The following is a 16,125-nucleotide window of genomic DNA, read 5'->3' on the forward strand; positions in this document are numbered from 1 at the left end:
GACAACAATTCGTACCTTGGAATATATAAACTTAAATCCCACCATCATGGATCAAAAAATCATCACACTTTACGATTCGTATACTCACAGCCAATTAAGTAGAAAAGAGTTTATGAAAAAGTTGGCTATTTTAACCGGTAGTACGGCTTTAGCTTTAACAGTTTTACCTTTATTAGAAAATAATTATGTAGCAGCTGCTTCATTTAATAATGAAGATGTAGTGAGTGAAAACATCACCTATTCTGGTGTTGAAGGTGATATGAAAGCTGTTTTAGCTCAACCAAAAGGTAAAAAGAAATTAGGGAGTGTTTTGGTTATACATGAGAATAGGGGGCTTAATCCGCATATTATTGATGTAACAAAAAGAATGGCTGCTGAAGGTTTCTTGGCTTTAGGTGTTGATGCTTTATCGCCGTTTGGCGGCACGCCTGCGGATGAAGATAAGGGCAGAGAGTTGATTGGAAAATTAGATGCGGAGAAAAATCTCCAAAACTATTTAAAAGCACTAGAATATTTAAGAAATCATAAAAATGGAAATGGAAAAACTGCTTGTGTTGGTTTTTGTTGGGGTGGAGGAATGGCGAATAAATTAGCAGTAAACGATCCTAAATTACAAGCTGCTGTTGCATATTATGGTGCACAACCAAAAGCCGAAGAAGTATCTAAAATTAAAGGGAGCATAATGTTGCATTATGGCGGATTGGATGAACGTATTAATGCTGGAATTCCTGCTTATGAAGCCGCGTTAAAGCAAAACAATATCGATTATAAAATCTTTATCTACGATGGCGTAAACCATGCGTTTAATAACAATACCTCGCCAACAAGATATAATGAAGCTGCCGCTAAATTAGCTTGGCAAAGAACAATTGATTTGTTTAAAAGAAAAATAGGGTAATGCTCGTCCTCGTCATTTCGAGCTTATAGTGACAAAGCCGAGAAATCTATTAGTCTGAGTTCGATTATTATTTCTTTGAAAAACCTGTATTCTAGGCGTAAAATCTAAGCTCAGCGTCACCCTGAATTTTTCAGTTGTTTCTATTGATTTTTTGTCTTCAAGAGTGCTTCGCTGTTTATTTCAGGGTCCTTCTTGCTAAAAAGATGCTGAAATATATTCAGCATGACGACCGGTTTATGTAAAATGCCATAAAAACAATACTAATCACATTTTAATAATCGAACTAAGGTTAATAGTATAGGTGTATTTCGATATGGAAATTTCGTTTTTCTCGATGAGAAATGTCAATCTCCTTAAAGTCGAAGAGCTTTTACCATTGGTAAAAGCCTTTCGACCATTACGCAAAGAAGATTTCCCATTGGTCGAAGACCTTTTCCTATTACGCAAAGCCAATAAACTTTAACGCAAAGCCCTTTTCCCATTAGGAAAAGGGCTTCGACCAACGAGAAATGTCGATTTACCAATGGGAAAAGACCTTCGACCAATGGGAAAAGTCAATTTACCATTAGGAAAAACCGACAAATGCAGTAGAAAAACACCAACCCCCTAAAATTTAAGGGTATGGCTTTTTAAAATAGCAATAAAAATGATTGAAAATGCCCCAGTACTTAATGGAGTAATTAAGTAAGTCTTTATGATAGATTGCCTAATCCAATAACTAATAAACTGTCACTGTTGAACTTTAAAATAGATTCTTCGTTTCGCTCTGAATGACAAGTTTAATTATAAACAAACGTGCCAAATTCACTAGTTAGCGTAACTTGTTTTTGATTTCCTTTTTCAACTCTACCTATTATTTGCGCATCTATATTGAAGCTTTTAGAAATAGCAATAATGTCTTCAGCAATTGCTTGAGGAACATAAATTTCCATTCTATGGCCCATGTTAAATACTTTGTACATCTCTTTCCAATCGGTACCAGATTGTTCTTGTATCAATTTAAATAAAGGCGGAATAGGGAAGAGGTTATCTTTAATTACGTGTACATCATCATTAATGAAATGCAATACTTTGGTTTGCGCACCACCGCTGCAATGAACTAAACCGTGAATATCTTTGCGATAAGCATCTAAAATCTTTTTAATAACTGGGGCATAGGTACGTGTAGGAGAAAGAACTAATTTTCCAGCAGTAATACTGTTTTGTTCATCTAGTTGAACTTCATCAGTTAATTTTTTACCACCTGAAAAAACTAAATCTAAAGGAACAGCTGGATCAAAACTTTCAGGATATGAAGTAGCAACAGATTTATCAAACACATCATGGCGGGCAGAGGTTAATCCATTAGAACCCATTCCTCCATTGTATTCAGTTTCGTAAGTAGCTTGACCATAAGAAGCCAAACCAACAATTACATCGCCATCTTGAATGGTATGGTTACTGATAATTTCATCCCGCTTGATGCGGCAAGTAACTGTAGAATCAACAATGATCGTACGAACTAAATCGCCAACATCAGCCGTTTCTCCGCCAGTAGAAAAAATAGAAATTCCTAATGCTCTTAAATCAGCTAAAATTTCTTCAGTTCCATTAATAATTGCAGCAATAACTTCACCTGGAATAAGATTTTTATTACGTCCAATTGTTGAGGATAACAAGATGTTTTCAGTTGCACCAACACAAATTAAATCATCTAAATTCATGATAATCGCATCTTGTGCAATGCCTTTCCAAACCGAAATGTCGCCAGTTTCTTTCCAATAGGTATAAGCTAGAGAAGATTTAGTTCCAGCGCCATCGGCATGCATAATGTTGCAATAGGTTTCATCGTTCCCTAAAATATCTGGAATAATTTTACAAAATGCTTGTGGGAAAATGCCTTTATCAATGTTTTTGATAGCAGCATGCACATCTTCTTTCGATGCAGAAACGCCACGCTGATTATACCTGTTATCGCTCATATTGCTTGCAAAGATAATATTTTAGACCGAAAGTCAGGAAGTCTGAAGTCGGGAAGTATCAACAAAAAAAATATTTAACCATTAAGGAATTAAGAAACATTTAAACTTCATTTTTCTTAATTCCTTAATGGTTGAGTTAAAAACAAGCCTCAAAAAAAAGCGCCCAAGTGTAAAACTTGGACGCTTTAGTATTAAAACTAAAAAAAACTTATTTTAAGAAAAGTAATTCTCTGAATTTAGGCAATGGCCAAACGCTATCGTCAACAATTTGCTCTAATTTATCAGTGTGGTAACGAATAGTATCGAAATAAACTTTTACTTTTTCGTCATAACCAATCGCTTTATCGCGGCTATCTTCAATCGCGTTAGTTTTCTTACGTTCTTCTAACATCGCATCGATATTAGTTTTAACGATACCAATGTGCTCCGATAGTTTGCTGATAATTGCCAATGGAGTAGCGATTGCTTCTGCGCTTAAACCAAGTTCTTTTAATCCTTTAGCATTTTCTATCAATGTGTTTTGATAAGAAATAGCTGCTGGTAAAATTTGGCTATTTGCAACATCACCCATTACACGAGCTTCAATTTGTAGTTTTCTGAAGAAACTTTCTAATAAAATCTCATGACGAGCATGTAATTCACGTTTGCTGAAAATATTTGTTTTTGTAAATAATTCAGTTGTTTTGTCAGTTATGTAAGCATCAAGTGCTTTTGGTGTAGTTTTAATGTTTGATAAACCACGTTTAGCAGCTTCGTCAGCCCATTCTTGACTATACCCATTTCCTTCAAAACGGATATCTTTAGATTCTTTGATGTATTTTTTGATAACAGTTAATAAAGCAAGGTCTTTTTTGTCGCCTTTTTTGATTAATTTATCTACATCAGCTTTAAATTTAACCAATTGATCTGCAACGATTGCATTTAAAACAGTCATTGGAGCAGAAGAGTTAGCTGTAGAACCAACTGCTCTTAATTCGAATTTGTTACCTGTAAATGCGAAAGGAGAAGTACGGTTACGATCGGTATTATCTAAAGTAATTTGAGGAATTTTAGGAATACCTAACCACAAACCATTGTCTTCTTTAATTTTCTTGCTGATACGAGAATGCTCGATCTCATCTAAAATCTCATCTAATTGTTGACCTAAGAAGATAGAGATAATTGCTGGTGGAGCTTCGTTAGCACCTAAACGGTGATCGTTACTTACTGAAGTGATACTTGCTCTTAATAAATCTGCATGTTCGTGAACAGCTTTAATGGTGTTTACGAAAAATGCTAAGAACATTAAGTTGTTTTTAGGTGTTTTTCCTGGAGCTAATAAGTTTTTACCAGTATCAGTAATTAACGACCAGTTATTGTGTTTACCAGAACCGTTGATACCTGCGTATGGTTTCTCATGTAATAAAACTTTGAAATTATGACGACGAGCAACTTTTTCCATTAAATCCATCAATAATTGATTGTGATCAATAGCTAAGTTGATTTCTTCATAAATAGGAGCACACTCAAATTGAGAAGGAGCAACCTCATTGTGACGAGTTTTTAAAGGAATACCTAATTTTAGAGCTTCGTTTTCGAAATCTACCATGTAAGCAAAAACACGCTCAGGAATAGAACCGAAATAATGATCTTCTAATTGTTGGCCTTTAGCAGACATATGTCCGAATAAAGTACGGCCAGTCATTACTAAATCTGGACGAGCATTAAATAAAGCAAGATCTACTAAGAAATATTCTTGCTCAATACCTAATGATGCAGTTACTTTAGTAATGCTTTTATCAAAATATTGACAAACATCAACAGCGGCTTTATCCATTGCTGCCAATGCTTTTAATAATGGTGCTTTATAATCTAATGATTCGCCTGTGTATGAAATAAATACAGTTGGAATACAAAGTGTTTTACCTGCTTTGCTTTCCATGATAAATGCAGGAGAAGAAGGATCCCAAGCAGTATAACCACGAGCTTCGAAAGTATTACGGATACCGCCGTTAGGGAAACTTGATGCATCTGGTTCTTGTTGAACTAATGCGCTACCAGCAAATTTTTCAATTGCTCCGTCGCCACTAGGTTCAAAGAATGAATCATGTTTCTCTGCAGTAGATCCAGTTAATGGTTGAAACCAATGCGTATAATGAGTAGCACCTTTGGCCATTGCCCAGGTTTTCATAGCAGATGCAATCTGATTTGCATCGTCTTGATTAATTAATTCTCCTTGACCTATGGTAGAAATTAATTTTTCATAAACTTCTTTAGATAAGAAGTCTCTCATTTTTTTCTTATCAAAAACATTCGAACCAAAAAATTCAGAAATTTTCGGTGATGGTGCGTGAACTTCTGGTGAAATTCTATTTTGCGCCTCTTTTAGAGCAATTGTTCTTAGACTTTTCATTGATTTATAATTGTTTTTTTATCTTCCATGAAGCTATCATGAGTTTTTATTGTCTTTTTTGAGTGTAAACTCATGATGGTTTCATTGATTTGTTTAAATTTTAACCAAAAATATAATTTTTAATCTACTTTTTCAATAAATTTTAAGTTTTTAAGTGAATATTTTTATATTTTTTATGTAAAACATGATTTTTTTGTTGAAAATGTGAAAAATGTTTAAAAATCATCCTCAAAAATATTTTTATAGAAACTTTATGGAATACGTCATCACCTAACATCATAGTTAAAAATAAACTTAAAGCTATGTTTAACAACTCATCAAATTTATATGGTAGCGAGTGGCTCGCTCTCGTATTTAGTAACAGAAATAAAAATTACGGAGCTTATGAGCTTAGGTCTCAATCTTCGTCAATTTTAACAAAGTCTTTATTTATCGCTGCATCAATATTTGTTATGTTGTTTGTAGGACCAGTGATTTACGGGAAATTGCATAAAGAGGTTGTTGTAAAAGTAGAATATGATCATCCAGTTACTATGGCTGATCCAATTCATCAAATGAAAAAAGAAGAACCAAAAAAAGAGGAACCAGTTAAAAAAGCAGAGCCGATTAAACAACAAGTTGAAGCTAAAAGTGTAAGCATAAGTGTAAAAGTAGTAAGTGATCCTGTTGATGATACACCTCCGCCAACAACTGCGCAAGTACAAACTTCATTAGTAAGTAGTACTCCACAAGAAGGAGCAGAAGGAAAAGGAAATGCTGAGCCAAGTCCAAATACTGGTGGTAGTGGTGTGGGAACAGCTAAAGAAGGAAAAGATGACACTGAAATATATATAGGTGTAGAAAATTATCCAGAATTTCCTGGCGGGATGGCAGCTTGGTCTAAATTTATTCAGAAGAACTTAAGATACCCAGACATGGCACAAGATGCTGGAGTTCAAGGGAAAGTGTTTTTGAGTTTTGTAGTGGAGAAAGATGGATCGATTACAGATGTAAAAGTGATAAAAGGAATTGGGTATGGTTGTGATGATGAAGCAATACGAGTAATCAAAAAATCACCTAAATGGGTGGCTGGAAAACAGAATAACCAAACCGTGAGAGTTCGTTACAATATGCCAATTGGGTATATGTTAAGTCAATAATAAAGGATGAAAGAGCAAGGATTAATGATAAAGTGCTTAAAAACTAAGGTATCTAGTCATTAATCTTTGTTCTTTTATCTTGTTAACCTGAATTCGATTAATAATACAAGGAAAAATTTGTTATACGCTCAATATGTAATCATCGCGTCATTGCGAGTCTCCGATTTTTCATCGGGACGAAGCAATCTATCTAGCAGGAAAGATTGCTTCGTAAACTCGCAATGACGCGATACGCAAAGAAATGTCAGTTATTAATTGGACTCTGGGTTAAAACGTCTAATCTTTGTTCTTTGCTCTTTAATCTTTTTAAGCTATCCATTTTTGATGCCACATTTGAAATTGTAGCAATAACCAAATCTTTTGCGCATTATATGTAGTAGGATTAGCATAAAAAGCAGCTTTAATCCGTAAAACCTCTTGAATATTTAATAATTTATGCTGATTTAAGCTTTCTGGAGATAAATAAATTTCAATTAAAGGTCTAAAAGCTGTTTTTAACCAAGAAGCTAATGGAATAACAAATCCTTTTTTTGGTTTATTCATTAAACTTTCAGGAATATATTTATTGGTAATCTTTTTAAGGAGATATTTTTGCTCACCATCTTTAATAAACCATTTAGAATCTAGCGTAGTTAAATACGCTATCAAATCAGTTTTTAATAAGGCATCTCTATTGTCAATGCCATACTGCATAAAACATTTATCGCTCATAGAGAGGATATTGTTTGGGAGATAATCGTGTAAATCGTGAATTAAAAGATCTTTTATATTTTGGGCTTTATTTCCAGACTTAGTCGAAAAATTATAATCGCTAGTTAAAAGTCTATTAATTTCGGATGCTGTAAAACATGCATTAATTTCTAGGTATTTATTTAATAAACCCTCAGCTGCTAAAACTTCTTTCATTTTTGGCTGAGTTGTTTTCAGGAAATTGATGAGTATTTCCTTTAAAAACTTTGGGATGTGCTTATGCTCCAGTGCGTCTAATTTAATTGCTTTAGCATACGTTCTATAACCACCAAATAATTCATCGCCACCTTCAGCTCCCAACAAAACCTTAACCTCTTTATTTACTTTCTCGCCAATAAAAAGTAGAGGGATGGCGCCACTATCTCCAATAGGTTCATCAAAAACATGAGGTAAATTTTTAACAATGGTTAATGCTTCCTCCTTATCAAGATAATATTCATGATGATTGGTTTTTAAATATTCAGCAATTTTACTTGCTTGCGGCGCTTCATCTAATTTTTCATTTTTAAACCCAACCGTAAAAGTTTTTATCCGTTTAGTCTGATTTTTTTGCAGAATTGCAGCTACAGTCGCACTATCATAACCTCCGCCTAATAAAACGCCAACAGGCACATCGGCAACATTTCTCTTTAATATAGCTTCGGTTAAAAGTTCTTCTATTTTTTCAGAAATCTGTTCCTCATTTTCTACTTCAGGTTTTTGAATAGGAGGGTAATTTAATGATAGAAAGCTATCGTAACTATTACCGCTATGTAAATCTATAATGGTTATAGTTCCCTTTTTAAATTTGAAGATATGTTCGTAAATCGTTTCTTCGCCAGTAAAATAGCCATATCTAAAATAGGTTGCAATCGCAGTTGCATTGATGTTTTTCTGTACAACAGGATAAGCAAACAACGCACTAATTTCTGATGCAAATATATAGCAGCTCTTATTTTTATAGTAGTAAATGGGTTTGGCACCTATTTCATCTTTTGCAATAATCAACTGATTTAATTTTCGATCTATTAATGCAAAAGCAAAAGAACCATCTAATTTTTCAAAGGATTTAGTACCCCATTTTTTATAACTCTCTAGTATAACTTCAGTATCTGTTAAGGTAGAGAATATAACGCCATACTTAATTAAGGTTTCCCTTAGCTCTAAATAATTATAAATGGTGCCGTTAAAAGTGATACTGTAATTGCCACAATTGGATGTTAAAGGCTGTAATGCTTTTTCGCTTAAATCTATGGTGGCTAAACGTTCGTTAGCTATGCCTAAAGTATAATGTTCTTTTTGATCGAAAATAAAACCACTACCATTACCGCCGCGATGGGCTAAAGTTGCAGATGCTTTTTTAAGATTTCCTTCACTTATGCTATGGTTATGATCAATAAATCCCGTTATTCCACACATAAGCCTAATTAGAATTTGAGCGCATAAGCTCTATGTTTTTCGGTTGATATTTGGTTATTTACGATAAAAGTCCTTCATACAATTGGTATGAAAATAATTGGTACTAGTAAACTATAAAGTGTTTATGATTGGGACTTTTATTGTATTCAAACTTACAAATATTAACGAATAAACATATTAACTATAAGTTAATATAATTGTCAAATATGAAAAAAGCTATCTTAACAAGATAGCTTTTGAATTTCTTGGTCAGAGCAATAATGCAACTATCAACTTTTAGTCTATTTAGCTTTCAAGTTCTGAAAATGTTAGCCGCAGATTAGATTATAAGTTAATCTGCTAATCTGTGGCGATAAAAATAACTACATCAAACCCATTTAGACTTTCAGCTCATAGTGGTTTATTTACTGTGTTGTTCTACCCATTTTCTGGCGTTTACAAAAGCTTCCATCCAAGGAGAAACCTCATCTTTTCTTCCCTTTGGATAATTTGCCCAATGCCATTGAAATAACGAACGTTCAATGTGTGGCATCATTACCAAATGTCTACCAGTTTCATCGCACAACATTGCAGTATTGTAATCAGATCCGTTAGGGTTAGCAGGATAAGTTTCGTAAGCGTATTTAGAAACAATTTGGTATTTGTCTTCGCTGTATGGTAATTGAAATCTTCCTTCTCCATGCGATACCCAAACACCTAATGTGCTGCCCGCTAAAGTAGAAAGCATTACCGAATTGTTTTCTTGTATAGTTAAAGAGGTGAAAATACTTTCGTGTTTGCCACTTTTGTTGTGCAACATTTTTGGTTTCTCAGCGTGGTTTTTATTGATTAAGCCAAGCTCCACAAATAGCTGACAACCATTACACACACCAACCGACAACGTATCTTCACGATTGAAGAAATTTTCTAAAGCAACTCTCGCTTTTTCATTATACATAAATGCACCCGCCCAACCTTTTGCCGATCCTAATACATCAGAGTTTGAAAAACCACCAACTGCACCAATAAATTTAATGTCTTCTAATGTTTCTCTGCCCGAAATTAAATCCGTCATGTGCACATCTTTAACATCAAAACCTGCTAAATACATGGCGTTTGCTAATTCACGTTCAGAATTACTTCCTTTTTCACGAATAATGGCAGCTTTTGGTCTTGGTTTGCTGTTGTCAATGGCAGGTTTCTTTCCATCAAACTGACTAGGGAAAGTATAATTTAAAACGTGGTTTTTATAATTGTCGTAACGTTCTTTCGCTAATCCGTTTCCAGTTTGTTTGCTATCTAATAAATAAGAAGTTTTGAACCAAACATCACGTAAATGATCAATATCGAAAGAGAAATTGTCAGTTGCATTTTTTATTTCCAGCTTAGCTGATGAGGTAACACTACCAATTTTATGGAATGAAATATTGTGATCAGCAAAAACACTTTCTACAGCAGCATCTGCTTGAAGAACGATACCGATATTTTCTGAGAATAATAACTTGATGCTATCAGTTTCTCCTAAAGAAGTTAAATCTAAAGTTGCACCTAAATCGCGATCAGCAAAACAGATTTCTAATAAAGTAGTAATTAAACCACCGCTACCAACATCATGTCCAGCTTGAATTTTTTCTTCCTTAATTAATTGTTGGATAATATTAAATGACTTTTTAAATGCTGCTGCATCTGTAACATCAGGAGTTTCATTACCAATTCTGTTTAAGATTTGAGCAAAAGATGAACCGCCTAATTTATAAGTATCGTTGGAAAGGTTGATGTAATAAATAGAACCACCATCTTTTTGTAAAACAGGTTCCACAACTTTAGTAATATCATCGCAATTACCACCAGCCGAAATAATCACCGTTCCAGGTGCAATTACATCGCCGTCTTTGTATTTCTGTTTCATTGAAAGCGAATCTTTTCCTGTCGGGATATTGATTCCAAGTTCAATTGCAAAATCAGAACATGCTTTTACAGCTTCGTATAATCTAGCATCTTCGCCTTCATTTTTACAAGCCCACATCCAGTTTGCCGAAAGTGAAACCGATTTTAAACCATCTTTTAACGGCGCCCAAACCAAGTTTGAAAGTGATTCTGCAATTGCAATTCTACTTCCTGCACCTGCGTCAATTAAGGCAGATAGGGGAGCGTGGCCAACCGAAGTTGCAATACCTTCTTTCCCCTGAAAATCTAAAGCCATTACACCACAATTGTTCAATGGTAATTGTAATGGTCCGGCACATTGTTGTTTGGCAACTCTACCACCAACGCATCTATCAACTTTGTTGGTTAACCAATCTTTACTCGCAACAGCTTCTAATTGTAAAACTTGCTCTAAGTAAGTATTTAGTTGTGTTTTATCGTAAGCAACAGCTTGATATTTCCGATCAATTTTTTTATCCTCCATTACTACTTTTGGAGAACTGCCAAACATATCTTCTAAAGCTAAATCCATTGGTTTAGCGCCAGAAGTTGCAGATTCGAAAGTAAAACGATGATTGCCAGTAACCTTACCAACAGTATACATTGGCGAGCGTTCGCGATCAGCAATTTTTTGTAAGGTTTCGATATGTTCGTTACCAATCACTAATCCCATTCTTTCTTGAGATTCGTTGCCAATAATTTCTTTTGCAGAAAGAGTAGGGTCGCCTACAGGAAGTTTATCTAAATTGATCAATCCGCCAGTTTCTTCAACTAACTCAGAAAGGCAGTTTAAATGGCCGCCTGCGCCATGATCGTGAATAGAAACGATGAAATTCTCCTCACTTTCTACCATACCGCGAACCGCATTTGCAGCACGCTTTTGCATTTCTGGATTAGAGCGTTGTATTGCATTTAATTCAATTCCTTTCCCGTGTTCGCCAGTATCTGCAGATGAAACTGCAGCGCCACCCATTCCAATTCTATAATTTTCACCACCAAGAATAACAATGTTATCGCCTTCTTGTGGTTTTTTCTTTTGTGCTTGACTAGCTTTTCCATAACCTACACCACCAGCAAGCATAATTACTTTGTCAAAACCTAACTTTCTTGGTGTCACATTGAGCTCAGCCTGTGCTGAGTTTGCCGAAGCATCCAAATGCTCGTCATGTTCGAACGTTAAAACAGATCCTGTAATTAACGGTTGACCAAATTTATTACCAAAATCAGTTGCACCGTTACTTGCTTTGATTAAAATATCCATTGGCGTTTGGTACAACCATTTTCTTTCTTCTACACCTTTTTCCCATGCTCTGCCTTCTTCCAAACGAGATAAAGCAGTCATGTAAACTGCAGTTCCAGCTAAAGGCAATGAACCTTGTCCGCCAGCTAAACGATCTCTAATTTCACCACCAGAACCAGTAGCTGCACCATTAAAAGGCTCAACAGTTGTTGGAAAATTATGTGTTTCAGCTTTTAAGGAAATTACCGATTCGAAATCGCTCGTGGTGTAATAATCAGGTTCGTCAGCACGTTTTGGTGCAAATTGTTGTACAACAGGACCTTTTATAAAAGCAACATTATCTTTATAAGCAGAAACAATATCATTAGGATTTGCTTCTGAAGTTTTACGAATTAACTTGAACAAAGAAGTAGGCTGTTCAACGCCATCAATTACAAATTTGCCGTTAAATATTTTATGACGACAATGTTCTGAATTCACTTGAGAAAAACCGAAAACTTCCGAGTCTGTTAAAGGACGATTAAGCTTAGTAGCTAATGAATTTAAATACTCAACTTCTTCATCACTCAAAGAAAGCCCTTCTTGTTTATTGTAAGCCGCAATATCAGTAATCTCTAAAATTGGCTCAGGCTTAATATTTATGGTATAAATAGCTTGATCTAAAGCTTCATATTTTTGAGAAAGCATTGGATCGTAACCTGAAAAATCTTCAGCTACTTTTTTAAATTCTTCTATTCTGATGATGCCAGTGATACTCATGTTTTGAGTAATTTCTACAGCATTCGTGCTCCAAGGCGTTATCATTGCTGCACGAGGGCCAACAAAAAAACCGCTTAGCGCAGTTTCATTTTGTTTTTTGGCACCGCCGAATAACCATTCAAGTTTTGTAATATCAGTTGCAGATAAGGCTTGTTCTGTTTGTAAAACAAAAACCGCCTCAGATTGACTTAAGAAGAAATGAATCATGCTTGTTTTTTGAAGATGCAAATTTAGCTTTAAAATTTTAAAAATGCCAGTTAAACGAGGGATAATATTACCTACTTTTGAACAATTAATGTAATAATTAAGGGGTTTTCCACATTAGAAATTAATAGACTTATCAAATGTTCAATCGTATTCATCACATTGCCATTATTTGTACAAATTATGAAATTTCTAAAGACTTTTATGTCAATAAATTAGGTTTTGAGGTGCTGGCGGAAGTGTATCGAGCAGAGCGGAAATCTTATAAATTAGATTTAGCTGTAAATAGAGTTTATCAAATTGAGCTTTTCTCTTTTGAAAATCCAATAGCCAGACCATCACGGCCAGAAGCTGCAGGTTTACGGCATTTAGCTTTTGAAGTTGATAATGTTGAAGAAACAAGTTTAGCGCTTAACGAAAAAGGAATAGTAACAGAACCCATTCGTGTAGATGAATTTACAGGTAAGAAATTTACCTTTTTTACAGATCCAGATGGTTTGCCATTAGAGATTTATCAGCAATAAGCCTTTTGTCATTCAGAGCGAAGCGAAGAATCTAACATAATGTTCAAAAGACAGATTCCTCCAAAGTCGGAATGACAATAAACCAATTTAACCAGAAAATAAAATTAGAAATTCTTAATGAGTTCAATTTTTCAATTCAAACAATTCCAAGTCGACCAACGTGGCTGCGCCATGAAAATAAATACCGATGGGGTTTTATTAGCGGCTTTAGCAGAAAGCAATTTTCCTAAAAGGATTTTAGATATTGGAACTGGGACTGGAGTAATTGCCTTAATGTTAGCTCAGCGATTTAATAATGCTCATCTAGAAGCCGTAGAGATTGATGAAGAAGCATCAGAAACCGCAGATAGAAATTTTAAATCATCAATTTTCAGTGACAGGTTAACAATTAACAATATTGCAATAGAGCAATATGAGAGTTCTCATCAATTCGATTTAATAGTTTCTAACCCTCCGTATTTTGTAAATGATTTAAAGAATTTCGAAGAGAAGAAAGGAATTGCCAGACACACAAACGAAGAGTTTTTTAACCAATTATTGATAAAAGTAAATTCACTTTTAACTGAAGATGGAAGTTTTTGGTTTGTGTTGCCAATTAAGCAAGCAGAACTATTGATTAAAAACACAACGAGTTACGGTTTGTCTGTTTCAAAACAAATTCATTTGCATTCTGATGAAAGCAAACCAGAATTTAGACGAATAGTTTGCTTAAAAAGAGTAGTTGCTACACCAATTAACGAACGCTTTTATATTTACGAAAGTGAAAAAGTATACACTAAAGCTTATAAAGAATTATTGAAGGATTTCTTTTTGAATTATTAGTTTGGTTAGTGCAACCTTTTGTGCTTTCGTCATCTCGACTGGAGCGCAGCGAAATGGAGAGATCTTTGAATATGATTTAGAAACAGAAAAATAATATGGAAAGAGGAGGGTGTATTTACATAATGACAAACCATCAAAAAAATACATTGTATATTGGTGTAACCTCAGATTTGCCAAGTCGAATTTACGAGCATCAACATAAGCTTTATCCTAATTCTTTTACCGCAAAATATAATTTAATCTTTTGCATTTATTTTGAAGTGCATCAAACAATTGAAGAAGCAATTAATAGAGAAAAGCAATTAAAGAGGTGGAATAGGAGTAAGAAAGAGTTTTTAATTAATACCGTTAATAAAAGCTGGAAAGATTTAACGCCTGAAATTAGTAGTTGGTAGAAAGGTTTCTCCGTTACGTAACGGTGTGGCTAATCCGTTCGTCATTTCGAGCGAAGCCGAGAACCACGCAGTGCCCTACAAAAAGATGATAACAAAAAGTCCCAATTAACGTAAATTTGAGTGATGAAAAAAATAGGTTTACTTTCTGATACACATGGTTTTTTAGACGACGCCGTCTATAAATATTTTGATGAATGTGATGAAATATGGCATGCTGGAGACTTTGGCGAAGCTGTAGCAGAGCCTTTGGCAGCATTTAAACCTTTGCGTGGTGTGTATGGAAATATTGATGGAAAAGATATTCGATCAACCTATCCTGAGAATTTACGTTTTATGTGCGAGGATGTTGATGTTTGGATGACACACATTGGCGGTTATCCTAATCATTATGCCCCACAAGTAAAATCAGAAATATACACTAAGCCGCCAATGCTATTTATAAGTGGTCACTCGCATATTTTAAAAGTGATTTTTGATGAGAAAATAAAATGTTTACATATTAACCCCGGTGCGGCTGGAAAACATGGTTGGCATAAAGTAAGAACTTTGATTCGTTTTTGTATTTCAGCAGAAAAAATACATACCTTAGAGGCCATAGAATTAGGTAATAGATAACGTAAACAATACACTAAGTAAATATGGCGGGTATAAAAACATTAGGACAATTCATTATTGAGAAACAGTTAGACTTTCCTTATGCAAAAGGCGAACTATCTAGGTTATTAAGAGATATTGGGATCGCCTCTAAAATTGTAAATAGAGAGGTAAATAAAGCAGGTTTAGTAGATATTTTAGGTGATGCCGGAACGACAAATATACAAGGAGAAGGGCAAAAGAAACTGGATGTGTATGCTAATGAGCAATTTATAGCTGCGTTAACAAGTGGTGGAGAATGCTGTATTGTAGCTACAGAAGAAGAGGATGATTTTGTACCGATAGATTCGCCAGTTTCTAAAAATGCTAAATACATTGTTTGTATCGATCCTTTAGATGGCTCGTCGAATATAGATTGTAATGTTGCTGTTGGTACTATTTTTTCAATTTATCGCAGGAAATCTGTAGAAGGAATGGCAACTTTAGCCGATGTTTTACAAAAAGGAACGGAGCAAGTTGCGGCAGGCTATGTAATTTATGGTTCATCAACCATGTTGGTTTACACTACCGGAAAAGGGGTGAATGGTTTTACATTAGATCCTTCGATTGGTGAATTTTGTTTATCGCACCCTAACATGAAAATACCTGCAGATGGAATTATCTATTCTATAAATGAAGGGAATTATGTGCATTTTCCAGACGGAGTTAAGAAATACCTAAAATATGCACAGGTAGAAGATTTGGAGACTAAGAGACCCTATACATCTAGATATATTGGTTCTATGGTGGCCGATATTCATCGTAATTTAATAAAAGGCGGTATTTATATTTATCCAACTACAGCAGCTTCGCCAAACGGAAAATTGAGATTATTGTATGAATGTAATCCGATGGCTTTTATTATTGAGCAAGCTGGTGGTGTAGCATCCGATGGTTTAAATAGAATTTTAGATATTGAGCCTACAGAGTTGCATCAACGTACTTCTATATTTATTGGCTCGGCAAAAATGGTTAACATGGCAGAAGCTTTAATGGCAGAATATTCTCCAGTAGCTACTATTGCTAAACTAAATACCAACCAAAAATTAGAAGAGCTTGGGGTAATAGGAGGAATAGATTAAATCAATTTAATTATCGGTTTCAA

The 16,125-nt window shown here is 34.7% G+C and carries 11 protein-coding genes; 7 read left to right on the plus strand and 4 right to left on the minus strand.

Annotation, left to right across the window (positions count from 1 at the left end; all coding sequences use genetic code 11):
- Positions 1-46 precede the first annotated feature (46 nt).
- Positions 47-898: a dienelactone hydrolase family protein gene (locus tag GM921_RS03060; RefSeq protein WP_182921139.1), complete on the plus strand. Its 852-nt coding sequence runs from the start codon at positions 47-49 to the stop codon at positions 896-898.
- Positions 899-1,677: 779 nt separating this feature from the next.
- Here GM921_RS03060 and GM921_RS03065 read toward each other — a convergent pair.
- Positions 1,678-2,859: an AIR synthase related protein gene (locus GM921_RS03065; RefSeq protein WP_182921140.1), complete on the minus strand. Its 1,182-nt coding sequence runs from the start codon at positions 2,857-2,859 to the stop codon at positions 1,678-1,680.
- A gap of 208 nt (positions 2,860-3,067) precedes the next feature.
- The gene (locus GM921_RS03070; RefSeq protein WP_182921141.1) at positions 3,068-5,251 is read right to left on the minus strand and encodes a glutamine synthetase III family protein; all 2,184 of its coding nucleotides are present in this window, start codon (positions 5,249-5,251) and stop codon (positions 3,068-3,070) included.
- A 302-nt stretch (positions 5,252-5,553) separates the two neighbouring features.
- Here GM921_RS03070 and GM921_RS03075 point away from each other — a divergent pair, with 302 nt between their 5' ends.
- Entirely contained in the window at positions 5,554-6,390 is an 837-nt protein-coding gene (locus tag GM921_RS03075; protein WP_182921142.1) for an energy transducer TonB, read from the plus strand.
- Positions 6,391-6,696: 306 nt separating this feature from the next.
- On the opposite strand, the gene asnB is transcribed toward GM921_RS03075, so the two are convergent.
- On the minus strand, positions 6,697-8,538 hold the full coding sequence (asnB, locus tag GM921_RS03080) for an asparagine synthase (glutamine-hydrolyzing) (RefSeq protein WP_182921143.1): 1,842 nt from the start codon (positions 8,536-8,538) through the stop codon (positions 6,697-6,699).
- 400 nt (positions 8,539-8,938) lie between these two features.
- Positions 8,939-12,685 (minus strand): phosphoribosylformylglycinamidine synthase, encoded by a 3,747-nt coding sequence (gene purL / locus GM921_RS03085; RefSeq protein ID WP_317170969.1) that lies wholly within the window; start codon positions 12,683-12,685, stop codon positions 8,939-8,941.
- 101 nt (positions 12,686-12,786) lie between these two features.
- On the opposite strand from purL, the gene gloA2 reads away from it, so the two are divergent.
- The 5 genes from gloA2 (at position 12,787) to fbp (ending at position 16,102) form a co-directional block, all read left to right on the plus strand.
- Positions 12,787-13,170, plus strand: a complete 384-nt coding sequence (gene gloA2, locus GM921_RS03090; protein WP_182921145.1) for an SMU1112c/YaeR family gloxylase I-like metalloprotein — start codon at positions 12,787-12,789, stop codon at positions 13,168-13,170.
- A gap of 117 nt (positions 13,171-13,287) precedes the next feature.
- Positions 13,288-13,992: a tRNA1(Val) (adenine(37)-N6)-methyltransferase gene (locus GM921_RS03095; protein WP_182921146.1), complete on the plus strand. Its 705-nt coding sequence runs from the start codon at positions 13,288-13,290 to the stop codon at positions 13,990-13,992.
- A gap of 95 nt (positions 13,993-14,087) precedes the next feature.
- Positions 14,088-14,387, plus strand: coding sequence for a GIY-YIG nuclease family protein (locus GM921_RS03100; protein ID WP_182921147.1), 300 nt, complete (start codon positions 14,088-14,090; stop codon positions 14,385-14,387).
- A gap of 123 nt (positions 14,388-14,510) precedes the next feature.
- A complete protein-coding gene (locus GM921_RS03105; RefSeq protein ID WP_182921148.1) occupies positions 14,511-15,002 on the plus strand; it encodes a metallophosphoesterase family protein in 492 nt (163 codons plus the stop codon).
- A 23-nt stretch (positions 15,003-15,025) separates the two neighbouring features.
- Positions 15,026-16,102, plus strand: coding sequence for a class 1 fructose-bisphosphatase (gene fbp / locus GM921_RS03110; protein WP_182921149.1), 1,077 nt, complete (start codon positions 15,026-15,028; stop codon positions 16,100-16,102).
- Positions 16,103-16,125: the final 23 nt, after the last annotated feature.

The organism is Pedobacter planticolens, assembly GCF_014172375.1.
Taxonomy (GTDB): domain Bacteria; phylum Bacteroidota; class Bacteroidia; order Sphingobacteriales; family Sphingobacteriaceae; genus Pedobacter; species Pedobacter planticolens.